Source organism: Amycolatopsis sp. SB7-3 (genome assembly GCF_041021335.1).
Taxonomy (GTDB): domain Bacteria; phylum Actinomycetota; class Actinomycetes; order Mycobacteriales; family Pseudonocardiaceae; genus Amycolatopsis; species Amycolatopsis japonica.
In genome coordinates this window covers 598,486-614,610 of record NZ_JBFPJQ010000001.1, presented here as the reverse complement: position 1 = coordinate 614,610, position 16,125 = coordinate 598,486, and the positions used below count along the sequence as shown (strand labels likewise).

Annotated in this window: 18 protein-coding genes; 8 read left to right on the top strand and 10 right to left on the bottom strand. The window is 69.1% G+C overall.

Annotated features, from left to right (window positions below):
• The first annotated feature begins 19 nt into the window (after positions 1 to 19).
• A complete protein-coding gene (locus AB8M46_RS02915; protein WP_125734628.1) occupies positions 20 to 1,252 on the top strand; it encodes an aldehyde dehydrogenase family protein in 1,233 nt (410 codons plus the stop codon).
• Positions 1,253 to 1,361: 109 nt separating this feature from the next.
• Here AB8M46_RS02915 and AB8M46_RS02910 read toward each other — a convergent pair whose 3' ends face one another.
• From AB8M46_RS02910 to ccrA, 4 genes are all read right to left on the bottom strand, one after another.
• On the bottom strand, positions 1,362 to 2,507 hold the full coding sequence (locus tag AB8M46_RS02910) for an adenylate/guanylate cyclase domain-containing protein (RefSeq protein ID WP_394359473.1): 1,146 nt from the start codon (positions 2,505 to 2,507) through the stop codon (positions 1,362 to 1,364).
• On the bottom strand, positions 2,507 to 2,956 hold the full coding sequence (locus tag AB8M46_RS02905; RefSeq protein ID WP_037341714.1) for a universal stress protein: 450 nt from the start codon (positions 2,954 to 2,956) through the stop codon (positions 2,507 to 2,509). Before AB8M46_RS02905 ends, AB8M46_RS02910 begins: the two co-directional genes overlap by 1 nt.
• A 105-nt stretch (positions 2,957 to 3,061) precedes the next feature.
• The gene (locus tag AB8M46_RS02900) at positions 3,062 to 4,171 is read right to left on the bottom strand and encodes a chromosome segregation protein (protein ID WP_037341716.1); all 1,110 of its coding nucleotides are present in this window, start codon (positions 4,169 to 4,171) and stop codon (positions 3,062 to 3,064) included.
• A gap of 104 nt (positions 4,172 to 4,275) precedes the next feature.
• A complete protein-coding gene (gene ccrA, locus AB8M46_RS02895) occupies positions 4,276 to 5,616 on the bottom strand; it encodes a crotonyl-CoA carboxylase/reductase (RefSeq protein WP_037341718.1) in 1,341 nt (446 codons plus the stop codon).
• A 203-nt stretch (positions 5,617 to 5,819) separates the two neighbouring features.
• Here ccrA and AB8M46_RS02890 point away from each other — a divergent pair, with 203 nt between their 5' ends.
• Positions 5,820 to 6,188: an SPW repeat protein gene (locus AB8M46_RS02890; RefSeq protein ID WP_037341721.1), complete on the top strand. Its 369-nt coding sequence runs from the start codon at positions 5,820 to 5,822 to the stop codon at positions 6,186 to 6,188.
• 16 nt (positions 6,189 to 6,204) lie between these two features.
• On the top strand, positions 6,205 to 6,768 hold the full coding sequence (locus AB8M46_RS02885) for a TetR/AcrR family transcriptional regulator (RefSeq protein ID WP_037341723.1): 564 nt from the start codon (positions 6,205 to 6,207) through the stop codon (positions 6,766 to 6,768).
• Here the strand turns inward: AB8M46_RS02885 and mce are convergent.
• The gene (gene mce, locus AB8M46_RS02880; RefSeq protein WP_016336653.1) at positions 6,762 to 7,211 is read right to left on the bottom strand and encodes a methylmalonyl-CoA epimerase; all 450 of its coding nucleotides are present in this window, start codon (positions 7,209 to 7,211) and stop codon (positions 6,762 to 6,764) included. The two genes, AB8M46_RS02885 and mce, sit on opposite strands and share 7 nt — an antisense overlap.
• A 131-nt stretch (positions 7,212 to 7,342) precedes the next feature.
• Between mce and AB8M46_RS02875 the strand changes: the two genes are divergently transcribed.
• Both AB8M46_RS02875 and meaB read left to right on the top strand, forming a co-directional pair.
• Entirely contained in the window at positions 7,343 to 8,524 is a 1,182-nt protein-coding gene (locus tag AB8M46_RS02875; protein WP_037341726.1) for an acetyl-CoA C-acetyltransferase, read from the top strand.
• A 5-nt stretch (positions 8,525 to 8,529) separates the two neighbouring features.
• Positions 8,530 to 9,498: a methylmalonyl Co-A mutase-associated GTPase MeaB gene (gene meaB, locus AB8M46_RS02870; RefSeq protein ID WP_394359472.1), complete on the top strand. Its 969-nt coding sequence runs from the start codon at positions 8,530 to 8,532 to the stop codon at positions 9,496 to 9,498.
• Between the two features lie 3 nt (positions 9,499 to 9,501).
• Here meaB and AB8M46_RS02865 read toward each other — a convergent pair whose 3' ends face one another.
• Both AB8M46_RS02865 and AB8M46_RS02860 read right to left on the bottom strand, forming a co-directional pair.
• The gene (locus AB8M46_RS02865; RefSeq protein WP_394359471.1) at positions 9,502 to 9,846 is read right to left on the bottom strand and encodes a beta/gamma crystallin domain-containing protein; all 345 of its coding nucleotides are present in this window, start codon (positions 9,844 to 9,846) and stop codon (positions 9,502 to 9,504) included.
• Positions 9,847 to 9,962: 116 nt separating this feature from the next.
• Entirely contained in the window at positions 9,963 to 10,550 is a 588-nt protein-coding gene (locus AB8M46_RS02860) for a hypothetical protein (protein WP_016336650.1), read from the bottom strand.
• 146 nt (positions 10,551 to 10,696) lie between these two features.
• Here AB8M46_RS02860 and AB8M46_RS02855 point away from each other — a divergent pair, with 146 nt between their 5' ends.
• Positions 10,697 to 11,377, top strand: a complete 681-nt coding sequence (locus tag AB8M46_RS02855; protein ID WP_394360834.1) for a peptidylprolyl isomerase — start codon at positions 10,697 to 10,699, stop codon at positions 11,375 to 11,377.
• Between the two features lie 81 nt (positions 11,378 to 11,458).
• Here AB8M46_RS02855 and AB8M46_RS02850 read toward each other — a convergent pair whose 3' ends face one another.
• A complete protein-coding gene (locus tag AB8M46_RS02850) occupies positions 11,459 to 12,838 on the bottom strand; it encodes a PLP-dependent aminotransferase family protein (protein ID WP_394359470.1) in 1,380 nt (459 codons plus the stop codon).
• Between the two features lie 46 nt (positions 12,839 to 12,884).
• On the opposite strand from AB8M46_RS02850, the gene AB8M46_RS02845 reads away from it, so the two are divergent.
• Both AB8M46_RS02845 and AB8M46_RS02840 read left to right on the top strand, forming a co-directional pair.
• Positions 12,885 to 13,349 carry a carboxymuconolactone decarboxylase family protein gene (locus tag AB8M46_RS02845; RefSeq protein ID WP_016336647.1) on the top strand — a complete coding sequence of 155 codons (465 nt, stop codon included), beginning with the start codon at positions 12,885 to 12,887 and terminating at the stop codon, positions 13,347 to 13,349.
• The gene (locus AB8M46_RS02840) at positions 13,346 to 14,089 is read left to right on the top strand and encodes an isocitrate lyase/phosphoenolpyruvate mutase family protein (protein WP_394359469.1); all 744 of its coding nucleotides are present in this window, start codon (positions 13,346 to 13,348) and stop codon (positions 14,087 to 14,089) included. Before AB8M46_RS02845 ends, AB8M46_RS02840 begins: the two co-directional genes overlap by 4 nt.
• A 63-nt stretch (positions 14,090 to 14,152) precedes the next feature.
• On the opposite strand, the gene AB8M46_RS02835 is transcribed toward AB8M46_RS02840, so the two are convergent.
• The gene (locus AB8M46_RS02835) at positions 14,153 to 15,781 is read right to left on the bottom strand and encodes a cation acetate symporter (RefSeq protein ID WP_394359468.1); all 1,629 of its coding nucleotides are present in this window, start codon (positions 15,779 to 15,781) and stop codon (positions 14,153 to 14,155) included.
• Positions 15,778 to 16,119, bottom strand: a complete 342-nt coding sequence (locus AB8M46_RS02830; protein ID WP_037341746.1) for a DUF485 domain-containing protein — start codon at positions 16,117 to 16,119, stop codon at positions 15,778 to 15,780. Before AB8M46_RS02830 ends, AB8M46_RS02835 begins: the two co-directional genes overlap by 4 nt.
• Between the last annotated feature and the right edge of the window lie 6 nt (positions 16,120 to 16,125).

Here is a 16,125-nt window from a genome sequence, read left to right as displayed (position 1 = left end):
GTGCGGAAGGAGTCAGCAGATGGACGAGGTCGCCAAGGCCGTCGAGGAATGCGCTCGATCGGCGAAACGGGCCGCGCCGTCGCTGGCCGCGGCCTCCCCGGAAGCGATCGACGCGGCGCTGAACGCCATGGCGGACAAGCTCGTCGAGCACGCCGACGTCGTGCTCGAGGCGAACCAGGCCGACATCGCCAAGGCGCGCGAAGACGGGATGAGCGCGGGCCTGCTCGACCGGCTCACCATCACCCCCGAGCGGCTGACCGGCATGGCCGAACAGCTCCGTCTCCTGGCGGGAGCGCCGCATCAGGAGCGGTCCGTCGACGTGTCCACTTTGGACGGAGGGCTGCGGCTGGTGGAGCGCCGCCGTCCGGTCGGCGTGATCGGGGCGAACTACGAGGCGCGCCCGAACGTCACGGTCGACGTCGCGTCGCAGCTGGTGAAGTCGCGCAACGGCGGCGTGCTCCGCACGGGCTCCGCCGCGCTCGGCTCGGCCCAGCGCCTGCGCGAGACCGTGATCGCCCCCGCGCTCTCCGAGGCGGGCATCGATCCGGACGTCATCCAGCTGGTGCCGCGCGCCGAACGGGAAGCGGCCTCCGCGCTGGTCCGGTTCCCCGCGCTCGTGCCGCTGGTCATCCTGCGCGGCAGCGGGGACAGCACCAGGGCGCTGGCCACCGAGGCGGCCGTCCACGGCGTCCGCACGCTGGCCCACGCCGACGGCGGCGGCGTGCTGTACATCGACGAAGCGGCCGACACCGACAAGGTGCGCGACCTGGTCTTCAACAGCCTCGACCGGCTCGGTGTCTGCAACCGGCTGAACCTGCTGCTGATCCACGAGGCCGCGCACGACCGCGTGTGGCCCGGCATCTCCGGCGCGCTGGCCGAACGCGGCGTCACGCCGTCGCTCGCCCCGCACGAGCACGCCATCGGCTACGAATGGGCGCTCGACTCCGACCGCGAAGCGACCGTCACCGTCGAGAAGGTCTCCGGCCTGCCCGAGGCGGCGGAGATCGCCAACGAGCGGACCTCGGGCCTGGCCGCCGGCATCGCGACCGAAAGCAGCGAAGCCGCCGACGCGTTCTTCGACGCGTACACCGGCACCGGCGTCTTCTGGAACGCCCCGACCCGGCTGCTCGATGGCTTCAAGCTCCTCGCCGTCCCCGAGACCGGCATCAACCTGGACAAGGTCCCCGGCCCGCGCGGCCCGGTCACCTACACCGACCTCTACGTGCGGCAATACGCCGTGCTGCCCGCCTGACCTCGCGCTGGTCGTGAGTGGCGTTTCGTGTTCTAACCCGAATCGCCACTCACGACCGGCTCGCTCGCGGAAGTGGTAGCAAAGGTCCCTTGCTCCCCTCGGCAGGGGATCAGCGCCGCCGGCGCTTCGACCGAGGCCGCGGCGGCAACGAGTCCGCGGTGGCGTCCTCGACCTCGTCCGAAGCGGGCGCCGGATCCGGAGTGGCGTCGGCCAGCCCCAGCATCTCCGCCGCGAGCTGCTGCGAAGACGCGAACACGCCCGAAGGCCGGTCCCGCGCCCGCCGCAGGGACGAAGGCCGCAGCCGGTTGTACCCGCGCACCGAAACCGGCCGCCGCGTGCGGACCTCGAACTGCGGGAACTCCGAGAGTTCGGTCGCGAGTTCCTTGTCCACCAGGATGGTGCCCGGCCGCGCGGTCGAGGTGAGGCGGGCGGCGAGGTTCACGACCGAGCCGTAGACGTCGCCGAAGCGGCTGAGGATCCGTCCCGACGCCAGGCCGGCGCGCACGGCGGGCAGGGTCTCGTCCGCGTCGGCGCGTTCGGACAGGGCGAGGGCGATCTCGGCGCCGTCGACGGCGGAATCGGCGACGAACAGCACCTCGTCGCCGATCATCTTCACGATCCGTCCGTGATGGTCGGCGATCACCTCGGTGGCGACGGATTCGAACCGGTCGAGGATGTCGGTGAGCTCGTCCTCGTCGACCTGCCTGGTCAGCCGGGTGTAGCCGACCATGTCGACGAAACCGACCACCTCGGTCCTGGCCTCGAGGTCCTCGTCCGGCATGGCCATCGCCCGGCCCGCGTAGGCCGCGAGGTGGCGGCGCCAGACGAACTCCTGCACCTTCTCGAGCTCGGGCAGCAGCCGTTCGACGAGCCGCCCGATCTGGCGTTCGCTGCTGCCGATCTCCTTGTTCTCGGTGATCATCGTCCACAGCATGTGGACCTGCCATTCCGCGAGCCGCGAAAGGTGCTGGCCCAGCGCGCGCGTCACGGCGAGCTCGATGCCCGGGTCGATCAGGCCCGAGTTCATCAGCTGGTCCGCCGTGCGGATCGCCTCGATGTCGGCGTCGGTGAAGACGACCTCGTCGTCATCGACGGTCGCGAAGCCCAGCGCACGCCAAAGCCGCCGAGAGCGTTCCTCGGGAACGCCTGCCTTCTCGGCGACTTCGAGCCGGGTGTATTTGCGTTTCCCGCCGAGCAGGATCCGTTCGAGACGCTGTTGCAGCGCGTCGGGCGAGATCTCGCCGGGTTCGGGCATCAGGTGGTGTGGACGATGAGCACGTCCACCCCGGACTTCCGCGCGACTTCGGACGGCACGGAGCCGAGGATGCGGCCCGCGAGCGTGTTCAGCCCGCGGTTGCCGACCACCAGCAGATCCGCGGAGCGCTCGGCGACGACCTTGCGCAGCGAGTCGACCGGGTCGCCGACCACCGCGGCGGTGTCGATGTTCTTGGCGCCGGCCTTCGCCGCCCGGTCGCGGGCGGACAGGAGGGTGTCCTCGGCCGGGGCCGAGCCCACCACCTGGTACGCCTCGTCACCGAGGACGTCCTGCGCCTTCTCCACGTCGCCCTTGTTGGCGGGGTAGTAGGCGCACACGATGACCAGGGTCGCTCCGGAGTCCCCGGCGACGCCCGCCGCCCGGTCGACCGCGGCGAACGAAGAATCCGAGCCGTCCGTGCCCACGACCACGGTCCGATATGCAGCCATCCGCAACCTCCACCGATCTGACAGCCCGCACCTGCGTGCGAGCAGCGACGATAACCGCTCGTCGGCGGCCCCGCAGGCCGTCGTGAGCACGGTCGGGTGAAAAGGTTACTCGCCAGTCGGTTTCTGCGCTGCCGCAGGTCGCGGTGAAGCCTTCGCGCCTGATGTGGCCTTCGGCACATCGGCCGTCCGGAGCTGCACGGTGGCTTCCGCGTCGGGCGACGGCTTCGCCTTCAGGTCCGCCGGGACATGCGGCTCGTCGCCGAGCACGTGCGTCGCCTCGGCGAGCGCGGTCCGCGCGGCGCGGACCTGCTCGGCCAGGCTGGAGCGCACCTTGCGGAGCGCTTCGACCCGTTCGGTGGCCTGCGTGATCCGCCGGTTGGACTCTTCGGTGGCCTGCCGGACGCGGCGGCGTGCCTCGTCGGCCGCCTCGGCGAGCCGGGCGTTGGCCTCGGTGATCGAGTCCTGCTTGCGCTTGTTGGCGTCGGCGACGGACTCGCGCTGACGGCGTTCGATGTCGGCCTTGGCCGCCGTCTCCTCTTCGAGTACCTTCGCGCGGATGGCGGCGGCGTCCTCGGTGGCCTCGCGGACACGGCGGGCGGCCTCGGCCTTGCTCGCGGCCTCCTGCTCGGCCAGCGCGTGCATGGCCTCGGTGCGCCGCGACGCCATCGCGATCTCGAAGTCCTCTTCGACCTGGGTGCGACGCTGCTGCGCCTCGGCGTCGAGCTTGTCGCGCTCGGCCTTCGCCTTGTCGGTGATGTCCTTCGCCTCGGCGCGGGCCTTCTCCAGCACGCCGCGGTGCTCGGCCTCCATCTCCTTGCGACGGAGGTCGAGCTCGTTGAGCAGCTGCTCGTAGCGGGCCCGCATGGCGCTCGCGTCGGTCTCGGCCTTGGCGCGGATGTGCCCGGCTTCGGCTTCCGCGCGCGCCTTGGTGTCGGCGGCCTCGTCCTGCGCGAGCCGCAACATCCGCTGCAGCCGCTCGGAAAGGCCTTCGACGCTCGTCGGCGGCTGGGCGAGCCTGTCGACCTGCCCGCGCAGATCCGCGATCTCGCCGCGCGCGATCTCCAGCTGCCGTGCCAGGTCGCCCGCCTGTGCGATGGCGGCATCGCGATCGGCGGTGAGCATCTTCAGATCGGCGTCAAGCCGTTCGAGATGTTCATCGACCTGTGCACGGCTGTAACCGCGCTTCGCCACGTCGAAGCCGGCTCCCAGCGGCACTAGCTCCCGTTCCTCGCCAAGGCTCATCCTTCTACCGTAGTCGAGCTGGAGTCACGGAAGGGTGAGCACCCACGCAACGCGCGGCGAAAGCGCGTTCTGGCGCGTTAAACGTTCCGGAAAGCGTTGATGCCGTCGATGTGCTTTTCGCGCAGCTCGTGGTTCCGGACACCCAGACCTTCTTCCGGCGCAAGGGCGAGCACGCCGACCTTGCCCTGATGCGCGTTGCGGTGGACGTCCAGCGCGGCCTGTCCGGTGTCCTCGAGCGCGTAGGTCTTCGACAGCGTCGGGTGGATCAGACCTTTCGCGATCAGCCGGTTCGCCTCCCACGACTCGCGGTAGTTCGCGAAGTGGCTGCCGACGATCCGCTTCAGGTTCATCCACAGGTAGCGGTTGTCGTACTGGTGCAGGTAGCCCGAAGTCGACGCGCACGTGACGATCGTGCCGCCCTTGCGCGCGGCGTAGACGGAAGCGCCGAAGGTTTCGCGGCCCGGGTGTTCGAAGACGATGTCCGGGTCCTCGCCGCCGGTCAGCTCGCGGATCTTCTTGCCGAACCGCTGCCACTCCTTCGGGTCCTGGTTGTGCTCGTCCTTCCAGAACTTGTAGCCCTCGGCGTTGCGATCGATGATCAGCTCCGCGCCGAGCTTCCGGCAGATCTCCGCCTTTTCCGGGCTGGAGACCACGCACACCGGGATGGCGCCGCCGTTGAGCGCGTACTGCGTCGCGTAGGAGCCGAGGCCACCCGAAGCACCCCAGATCAGGACGATGTCGCCCTGCTTCATGTCGGCGCCGTTGCGTGAGACGAGCTGGCGGTAGGCCGTGGAGTTCACCAGACCGGGGGAGGCGGCCTCTTCCCAGGTGAGGTGATCCGGCTTCGGCATCAGCTGGTTCGACTTCACGAGCGCGATCTCGGCGAGTCCGCCGAAGTTCGTCTCGAAACCCCAGATCCGCTGCTCGGAGTCGAGCATCGTGTCGTTGTGCCCGTCCGGGCCTTCGAGTTCCACGTTGAGGCAGTGCGCGACGACCTCGTCGCCCGGCTTCCAGTTGTGCACGCCGGGCCCGGTGCGCAGCACGACGCCGGACAGATCCGAGCCGACGACGTGATAGGGCAGGTCGTGGCGCTTCGACAGCGGCGAGAGCCGCCCGTAGCGCTCCAGGAACTTGAACGTCGAGACCGGTTCGAAGATCGACGTCCAGACGGTGTTGTAGTTGATCGCGCTCGCCATGACCGCGACCAGCGCCTCGCCCGGGCCGAGCTCCGGCACCGGGACCTCGTCCACGTGCAGCGATTTGCGCGGGTCCTTGTCCCGGCTTTCGAGGCCTTCGAACATGTCGGCCTCGTCCTTGTGCACGGTCACCCCGCGATAGGTCTCCGGCACGTCGAGCGACGCCACGGCGCCGAGGTCATCGTTCAGAATGGCCTGCTGGATCTCGCCGAGCTGCGACATCGAAACCTCCGCGATTGGGGTCATGGCGTTGGGGCCACAAATTACTCACGGGTAACCAAGTCCACAACTGTACGAGACGTGGAGCACGTCCACATCCCGAAGTGTTATCGACCGGTCTTGACCGGCCGGCCAACCAAGCGGACCATCGGACGTGGAGATCTCTCCGACCTGCAGGTTCAGCCGATATTCGGAGGTGAGCACGCATGAACGAACCCACGACGCGCCCTTGGACCCGTCCCCATGACTGGGCGGAGGTGGTCATCGGTGTCGTCGTCGCGCTTTCACCCCTCTGGATGACCACGGACAACACCGCCATGTGGACGCTCGTCGTCCTCGGCGCCCTGGTCGCCCTCGACGGTCTCGCGTCGCTTGCGATGCCTGGCATGGTCTACGGCGAAGGCATCCAGATCGTTCTGGGCGCGCTGCTGTTCATTTCGCCCTGGGTGATGGGATACGCCGACTTCATGGGCGCGTCCTGGACCGCTTGGATCGGTGGCGTCCTGACCGTGGTGGCCGGGGCGGCGGCGATGCCGATCGCCCAGGCGACGCACAGGACGGCGGGACAGCACTGACCCGGGAGGGAACGGCGTGAAAGAGGATTCGGCGAAACAGCGCATCCTGCGAGCCGCGGAGGCGCTCTTCGCCGAATCCGGTTTCGACGCCACGCCCACTTCGCGGATCGCGGAGCGGGCGGGCGTGCCGAAAGGCCTCGTGCACTACTACTTCCGGCGCAAGTCGGATCTGCTGGCCGCGCTGGTCGCCGAACTGCCCGACGCCCGGATCGAACCGGCCGTCGTGGTGGTCCCCGGCGACCTCGCGGGCAGCCTGCGCGGCCTCGTCGTGGAACTCGACAGGCGGTTCAACCGGTCGCTGGCGCTCTCACACCTGCTGTGGCGGGAAGCCGATACGCATCGCGCGGTCCGCGACGCGCTGGCCGAACGGTTCCAGCAGCTCGTCCGGCAGGTGAAGGCGGTGATCGTCGCCGCGACCGGCGGCAAACTCGCGATCGCCGACGTCGATTCCGCCTCGGGACTGCTGGCGCGGGCGGTCAGCCACCGTCACGCGACGGCGCGGCACACCGAGGACGGGGACCCCGCCGAGATCGACCGCGAGGTCCTCTTCATCGCCTCCGCGTTGACGCGGGGTCAGTGACCGTCCTTCGCGGGCTCGACCAGTTCCACCAGCACACCGCCGGCGTCCTTGGGGTGGACGAAGTTCACCCGGCTGTTGGACGTGCCGCGTTTCGCCTCGGCGTAGAGCAGCCGAAGCCCCTGTGCGCGCAGAGCTTCGGCCGCGGCGTCCACATCGGACACTCGGTACGCCAGCTGCTGCAGCCCGGGCCCGCTCTTCGCGAGGAACTTGCCGATCGCGGAATCCTCGCGCAACGGCGCGAGGAGCTGGATCGCGGTCTCGGTCCCGGCGGTGCCCGGCGCGCGCAGCATCGCCTCGCGGACACCCTGCTCCTCGTTGATCTCCTCGTGCGCGACCTCCAGGCCGAAATGCTCGGCGTGGAAGGCGATCGCGGCGTCGAGATCGGGTACCGCGATGCCGACGTGGTCGATGGCCGTCACGAACGGTTTCAGCGCCTGGTTCATGCAGAGCAGGATAGGTCCGCGGGCGGGCGGACCGGCGTGCGCCGCCTCACACTGGCTCCATCAAGAGGCCCGCGACCCGGGTATGGTCGCGAAGACCCCCTTTGCCCTTGCGCCGATGCTTGGAGGACGCCGTGTCCGGTTCCGTGATCCTGGGTGCCGCCCGTACACCGATCGGGCGATTGCTCGGTTCCCTGAAGGACTTCTCGGGCGCACAACTCGGCGGATTCGCCATCAAGGCGGCGCTGGAGCAGGCCGGTGTCTCCCCGGACGCGGTCCAGTACACGATCATGGGCCAGGTGCTCACCGCCGGCGCGGGCCAGATCCCGGCCCGTCAGGCCGCGGTCGCCGCCGGTATCCCGATGAGCGTCCCGGCGCTGACCATCAACAAGGTCTGCCTCTCCGGTCTCGACGCCATCGCGCTGGCCGACCAGCTCATCCGCGCGGGCGAGTTCGACCTGATCGTGGCCGGTGGCCAGGAGTCGATGACCCAGTCGCCGCATCTGCTGCCGAAGTCCCGCTCCGGGTTCAAGTACGGCGACACCACCCTCGTCGACCACATGGCCTACGACGGTCTGTTCTGCGCCTTCGACCAGGTCGCGATGGGCTCTTCGACGGAGAAGTACAACAGCCGCTACGGGCTCACCCGTGAGCAGCAGGACGAGTTCTCCGCGCGTTCGCACCAGCGTGCCGCCGCCGCGATCGCCGAGGGTCGCTTCGACGCCGAGATCGCGCCGGTGTCGATCCCGCAGCGCAAGGGCGACCCGGTCGTCTTCTCCCAGGACGAGGGCGTCCGTGCCGACACCACCGCCGAAGGCCTCGCGAAGCTGCGTCCCGCCTTCGCCTCCGACGGCACCATCACCGCGGGCTCGGCTTCTCAGATCTCCGACGGCGCGGCCGCGGTCATCGTCGCGAGCAAGGCCAAGGCCGAGGAGCTGGGCCTGACCCCGCTCGCCGAGATCGGCGCGCACGGTGTGGTCGCCGGTCCGGACGCCAGCCTGCACGAGCAGCCGTCGAACGCGATCCTGGCCGCGCTGGCCAAGGAGAAGCTGACCGCGGACGCGCTCGACCTCGTCGAGATCAACGAGGCGTTCGCCGCCGTCGGCCTGGTTTCGGCCGACAAGCTCGGGCTCGACCCGGAGAAGGTGAACGTCGACGGCGGTGCCATCGCCCTCGGTCACCCGATCGGCGCGTCCGGCGCGCGGCTCGCCGTGCACCTGGTGCACGAACTCCGCCGTCGCGGTGGCGGCCTCGGCGCGGCCGCCCTCTGTGGTGGTGGCGGCCAGGGCGACGCGCTGCTCATCCGCGTTCCGTAAAGCCGTTGCCGGTACAGCTGGACATCGACGAACTGGTCGGTCGCGCGCGGGACGGCGTCCCCCGCGCGATCGCCCGGTTGCTGTCGCTGGTCGAGGACGCCCATCCGCGGTTGCCCGAGGTCGCGGCGAAGCTGACGCCGCACACCGGGAACGCGCGGATCGTCGGCCTGACCGGGCCACCCGGTGTCGGCAAGTCGACATCGACTTCCGCGCTGCTCACGGCTTTGCGGGCGAAAGGCCTGCGCGTCGGCGTGCTGGCGATCGACCCGTCGTCGCCGTTCTCCGGCGGAGCGCTGCTCGGTGACCGGATCCGGATGACCGAGCACGCCACCGATCCCGGCGTTTTCATCCGGTCGATGGCGACGCGCGGTCATCTCGGCGGGTTGTCGTGGGCGACGCCGCAGGCCGTCCGGGTACTCGACGCGGCCGGGTTCGACGTCGTGCTGATCGAGACCGTGGGCGTCGGTCAGTCCGAAGTGGACGTCGTGAAACTGGCCTACACCACGGTGGTCCTGCTCGCGCCCGGGATGGGCGACGGGATCCAGGCGGCCAAGGCGGGCGTGCTGGAGATCGCGGACGTGTTCGTGGTCAACAAGGCCGACCGCGAGGGCGCGGACGCGACCGTGCACGACCTCAAGCAGATGATCTCCTTGGTACGCCGGGAGATCCGCGGTCCGAGCTGGCGTCAGCCGATCGTGCGAACGGTGGCCTCGCGCGGCGAAGGCGTCGAGGACGTCGTCCGCGCGCTCGACGAACACCACGATTGGCTGGTCCGGCGCGACGAACTGCCCCGCCGTCGTGCGGCGCGGGCCCGGGACGAGGTCGAGGCGATCGCCGTGCAGCGGCTGCGCGCGGAAATCGTCGACCTGCGTTCCGGGGACCGGCTCACCGAGTTGGCCGAACGCGTCGTCGCGCGGAAACTCGACCCGTTCGCGGCGGCCGAAGAACTCATCGGAGATCTTCGCGGCTCGTGAGGATCAGAGGATTTCGATGACGCGGACCTTCGGCGGCCGGTTCGGGAAACTGATGTCGGTCCACCGGTTGATGCGCACGTCGGCGCCATTGCTGTCGTAGTACATCAGGTCGTTGTTGCCGGTGTAGATCCGGTCGATCCACCAGCCGCCGAAACCGATCCGCCCGCGGTTGGCGTAGCAGTCGACGCTGCTGCTCCCGCCGAGATGCGACCAGATCTTCAGGAAGTTCTCCCCGTCGCGGCAAGGGATGTGGTCGATGGCGAACGAGGTGCCGGTCGGGACGAGCAGGCTGAACGTGGCGGCAGCGGCGGCCGCCACGGTCAGGACGCGCTTCTTGATCGAGAACACGGAATTCTCCTTTGGCCGTGGAAAAGGAGCCTGTGCTTCGAGCATCTCGATCACCGGTGGCGCATGTCAATTTCCCGGTACGCCGGGACAGGCAACTCTGGTCTTACGGGCAGCGGTCAGAATTCGACGTACATCTTGATGTCGCCGAAGTCGCTGTCGAGATTGTCCAGATGGGCGATCGCGTCCTCTTTCCAGACTTCGAGCTGATTCGTCTCGCCGTACGTGAGCTCTTCGCCGTCGGCCACCTTATGGGCGTACTTGGTGATCGTGACGGTCTGCCCACGGCAGAACTCGACCCGCTCCAGGAACCGGTCCGCCATGTCGGGATCGAAGACGCGGCCCATCCGGACGTAGCCGTTGTTGATGTGCTCCTCGCAGTAGAAGTGCGCAGCTGCCGAGGCGATCCACTCGGTCAGCGTCGGTTCGCGGGGCGGCCACTTCTCCCGGACGTGCGATTTGATCTCCCTGGCGAGGCGGATGACGCGGCGCCGTTCGAGGTCGCTCAGCCCGTCCTCCTTGCGGAAGTCGAGGATCATGTCGTCGACGACCTTGGCGAGCCTGAGCATGCGCGGTTTGTCGAGTTCGGCCGGTTTCTCCGGCGGCAGCCCCGCCATGACCCGCTCGTGCACGAGGACGTACTGCGTGTACGCGTACAGGAAGGTCAGGGCGTTCAGCTGCCATTGGTGTCGTTCGGCGATCTCCACGGCTTCGACCCTAACCGCGGACCTACTTCCGGACCTGTGTGAGCGCCGGGGATTCACCCTATGCTCTCTTCTTCGTCCACGGCTGGGAGGCAGGAACCGTGCAGAGGATCGCGAAGGTCTTTGTGGCAGTGCTGGGAGCCGGGCTGATGCTCGCGGCCGGCACCGGAACGGCGTCGGCGGAAGGCGCGCCGCCGAAGGTCACGAAGGGGCCGTGCCAGTACACGCAGACGCCGGAAGACCCGGCCGCGCGCCCGGTCCCGTTGCCGCCGGACCCCCGTCGTACGCCGGACCGGGGCAAGGTCCCGGTGCAGCTGAAGACTAACCAGGGCATCATCGATCTGACCCTCGATCGGGCGAAGGCGCCGTGCACGGTGCAGAGCTTCCTGCACCTGGCGAAGCACCGGTTCTACGACCGCACGACGTGTCACCGGCTGACCGCGTACCCGACGTTGAAGGTGCTGCAGTGCGGTGACCCGAGCGGCACCGGCGAGGGCGGCCCCGGCTACAAGTACAAGGACGAACTGCCCGTCGGCCTGCCGCCCGCGCCGACGGACCCGACCGGCGCGCGCAAGGTGTATTCGCGCGGCGTCCTCGCGATGGCCAACGCGGGCCCGGCGACGAACGGAAGCCAGTTCTTCGTGGTGTACGGCGACTCCGCGCTGCGGCCGAACTACACGATCTTCGGCACCGTCGGACACGAAGGCCTCGAAACCCTCGACGACGTCGCCGCCGGCGGCATCCAGCCGACTCCGGAGAACCCCGCCCCGGTCGACGGTGCCCCGGTGCTGAAGACCGACATCCTCCGCGCCCGCGCCTGGTTCTGCTGACCCCCACGCATTTAGTCCTCTGGATGCGGTGGTTGGCAGCGCGAACTACCGCATTCAGAGGACGAAACGCGGGGGTGGGGGCTAGGTGACCTCGAAGATGGCCTCGCGCAGGGCCTCGGTGGCGCCGCCGAAAGCGTGCTTCGCGGCGGCGCCGTACCCGATGATGAGCCCTTCGCGTTGCGGCTCGCCGATCCAGTAGCCGCTGAGCCCTTCGAGCCCGATCGCGCGACGGCGGCAGGCGGCCAGCACTTCCATCTCCCCCGGGACCTCGCCGGGGAACTGGAGCACCAGATGCAGTCCGGCGGAGATCCCTTGCGGCAGCACGGAATCCGGCAAAGCGGCGAGCAGCTTGTCCCGCCTGGAGCGGTACTCGATCCGGCAGCGGCGGATGTGCTGGTCGTACGCGCCCGATTCGATCAGTTCGGCCATCGCCAACTGGTCCACCAGCGCGGGCCGGGCCCCGCTCTCGGCCATCGCCGCGCGCACCGGTTCGACCAGGAACCGCGGCAGCACCATCCATCCCAGCCGTAGCGACGGCGCGAGCGTCTTACTCGTCGTGCCCACGTACACGACCCGTTCCGGCGCCAGCGCCTGCAACGCGCCGACCTGCTGGTGGTCGAACCGGAACTCGCCGTCGTAGTCGTCCTCGATGACGACGGCACCGGTTTCCTCCGCCCAGCGGGTGAGTTCCGCCCGTCGCTGAGGGGCGAGTGTGACGCCCAGCGGGTACTGGTGCGCCGGGGTGACCACCACCGCCGGACTGTCCAAAGAGGACACGGTGATCCCGTGATCGTCGACGGGGACGCCGACCACGCGGGGACCGTTGGCGGCGGCGATGTTCCGGTAGATGTGCAGTGACGGGTTCTCGAACGCGATCTCGCCCGCGCCGCGCGCGTGCAGGACCCGCGCCAGGATCGCGATCGCGTGCGAGAACCCGCAACACACCAGGATCCGCGCTGGGTCGGCGATCACGCCGCGGCTGCGGGCGAGATACGCGGCGAGCGTCTCCCGCAGTTCCGCCGCGCCGGATTCGGCCGTGTAGTCGAACGCGGTCATCGGCGCCTTGTGCAGCGCCCGCCGGGTCGCCGCGAGCCAGGCGGACCGGGGGAACGCCGACAGATTCGGCCTGCCGGGCCGCAGATCCCAGCGTGGTGCCGGGTCGCGGGGGACGGGCCTCGGCGCCGACGCGGGCAGCGCGCCCGCCGTCGCGACCCGGGTCGGCGCGCCCTGCGCCGTCCGCAGATAGCCCTCGGCGGCGAGATCGGCGTAGACGCGGGTGACCGTTCCCCTGGCGACGCCGAGGTCCTGCGCCAACGCCCTGGTCGAGGGCACCGCGGCGCCCGCCTGCCAGCGTCCTTCCCGGATGGCCGCGCGGATCGCCGTCGCGAGCCCGGTCCGGCCGCTTTCGGGGCGCCAGTCCAGGTGGACGTCTATTCCCGAACTGGACCATGATTCCGCCATGACACTGGACCATACTCGTGGGCCAGTCGCCGCTAGATTCGCAGTCATGACCGAGCGAATCCACGTGGGCAAACGAGTGCCCGAGATCTACCAGGCCATGGCGAAGCTCCAGGCCGAAGTCGAGAAGGCCGCCGCCAACGCCGGCGTCGACCAGAAGATCCTCGAACTGGTGAAGATGCGGTCGTCGCAGATCAACCACTGCGCGTTCTGCCTCGACATGCACTCCCACGACGCGTTGCAGATGGGCGAGTCGCCGCGGCGGCTGTTCGTGCTGCAGGGCTGGCGGGAGACCGAACTGTTCACCGAGCAGGAGCGTGCCGCGCTCGCGCTCACCGAGGCGATCACGAACGTCGCGACCCTGCACGACGTCCCGGACGACGTCTACGAAGAGGCCACGCGCGTCTTCACCGAGGAGCAGTACCGCGCCATCGTCTGGGAGGCGATCGCGATCAACAGCTGGAACCGGATGTGCGTGACCAGCCACGCGCCGCTGCCCGAGCGCGCCGAATGACCGCGGCGAGACTGCGGGAGCTGCACGTCGCGGGCGAGCCGCTCCTTCTGCCGAACGCGTGGGACGCGGACAGCGCACGTCTCGTGGAGGCCGCCGGGTTCCCGGTCGTGGCGACGAGTTCCTTCGCCGTGGCCAAGGTCCTCGGATACGAGGACGGGGAGGACGCGCCCGCCGACGAGATGTTCGCGGCGGCCGCGAGGATCGCGAGGGCGGTCTCGGTGCCGGTGACCGTCGACGCGGAAGGCGGGTACGGGCTCGAAGCGGGAGAACTCGCGGCGAGGCTGGCCGAGGTGGGCGCCGTCGGCTGCAATTACGAGGACACCGACCATGCCTCGGGCGGCGTCCTCCCGGTGGAGGCGCAGGCGGAACGGGTCGCGAAGTTGCGCGAGGCAGCCGGGGACGCGCTGGTGATCAACGCCCGCGTCGACGTCTTCCTCGGCGCGTCCGACGAGCGGGCCGTCCTGGGCGACGCGATCCTGCGGGCCAAGGCGTATCTGGAGGCCGGGGCGGACTGCGTCTACCCGATCATGGTGAAATCGCCCGAAGTACTGGGCGAGTTCGTGAAGGCGGTGGCACCGGGGGCGGTCAACGCCACTCCGATGCCTTCGGGCCCCGATCTCTCCGCGCTCGCCACACTGGGGGTGGCGCGGATCTCGTTGGGCACCGGGCTGTGGAAGTCGGCCAGGGCCGATCTCCGCGCGAAACTGGCCGAGCTGACAGCGGGGAAACTGCCGTACTGAGGGGAATGGGAACCGGGGCGGTGCGGCCGGGGGCGTTGGATGCCGGCCGCACCGCCCCGGCGACTAGTGGGCGACGGCTTTTTCGGCGCCCGCTCCGGTCAGGGACCGGACCTCCATCTCCGCGTACTTCTTCTGGTTGTGCTCCTTGGACAGCACGGTCCCGAGCCAGCCGAGGAAGAACGCCACGGGGATCGAGACGATGCCCGGGTTGTCCAGCGGGAACCAGTGGAAGTCGACGCCCTGGATCATCGAGGCGCTCTTCCCGGTCTTCGGATCGACCGGCTTGCCCGACACCGCCGGCGAGAACACGATCAGCACGATGCAGACCGCGAGACCGCCGTAGATGCTCCACAGCGCGCCTTGGGTGTTGAACCGCTTCCAGAACAGCGAGTACAGGATCGTTGGCAGGTTCGCCGACGCCGCCACCGCGAACGCGAGCGCCACCAGGAACGCGATGTTCTGCCCGTTGGCGAGGATGCCGCCGAGGATCGCGACCGCGCCGATCACCAGCGCGGTGAGCCGGGCGACCTTCACCTCCGAAGCCGGGGTCGCCTTGCCCTTCTTGATCACGTTGGCGTAGACGTCGTGCGCGAACGACGCCGACGCGGTGATCGTCAGCCCCGCGACCACGGCGAGGATCGTCGCGAACGCGATCGCCGCGATCAGGCCGAGCAGGATCGGTCCGCCGAGTTCGAGTGCCAGCAGCGGGGCAGCCGAGTTCACGCCACCGGGAGCGGCCTTGATCTTGTCCGCGCCGACCAGCGCGCCGGCACCGTAGCCGAGCACCAGGGTGAACAGGTAGAAGACGCCGATCAGACCGATCGCCCACACCACGGAACGACGGGCCTCCTTCGCCGTCGGCACCGTGTAGAAGCGCATCAGGACGTGCGGCAGACCCGCGGTACCGAGGACCAGCGCGATGCCGAGAGACAGGAAGTCGAGCTTCGTCGTGCCGGTCTTGCCGTACTGGTTGCCCGGCCCGAGCAGCGCCTCACCGGCCTTGCCCGCCTTGTCCACCGCGCCCTGCAGCAGCGAGGAGAGGTTGAAGCCGTACATGCCCAGCACCCACAGCGTCATCGCCAGCGCGCCGACGATGAGCAGCGCCGCCTTGATGATCTGGACCCAGGTGGTGCCCTTCATCCCGCCGATGAGCACGTAGGCGATCATGATGATGCCGACGATCACGATGATCGCGGCCTGCCCGGCCTTGCTCTCGATCCCGAGCAGCAGCGCGACGAGGCCACCGGCGCCCGCCATCTGCGCGAGCAGGTAGAAGAACGACACGGCGAGGGTGGACGTCGCCGCCGCGGCCCGCACCGGGCGCTGCTTCATCCGGAACGCCAGCACGTCGCCCATGGTGAACTTGCCGGTGTTGCGCAGCAGTTCCGCGACCAGCAGCAACGCCACCAGCCACGCCACCAGGAAGCCGATGGAGTACAGGAAGCCGTCGTAGCCGTAGACGGCGATCGCGCCCGCGATCCCGAGGAACGAAGCGGCGGACAGGTAGTCGCCCGCGATGGCGACGCCGTTCTGCGGACCGGTGAACGCGCGGCCCGCGGCGTAGTAGTCCGACGCGGTCTTCGTGTTGCGGCTCGCCCGGAACACGACGAACAGCGTGACCACCACGAACAGGCCGAAGATGGTGATGTTGAGTACGGGGCTGCTGCCCTCGACTCCGGCGGCGAGGGTCATTTGGCCTCACTCTCGATGTCCGTGCGGATCTTCTCCGCGATGGGGTCGAGTTTCTTGTTCGCGTAGCGGACGTAGAGCCCCGTGATCACGAAGGTCGAAACGAACTGCAGCAGACCGAAGACCAGGCCGACGGTGATGTTGCCGACCAGCTTCGTGCTCATGAAGCCGTGCGCGTAGTCGGCGAGCAGCACGTAGAGCAGGTACCAGAGGAGGAACAACGCCGAGACGGGGAAGACGAACCGGCGCAACCGAGCCCGCAGTTCCTTGAACTCCGCGCTGTCATGGGCTTTGTCCCAGTCCGTTTCCGGCGGACTGGGAGCGTTCGTTTCGGTACTCATCGTGCT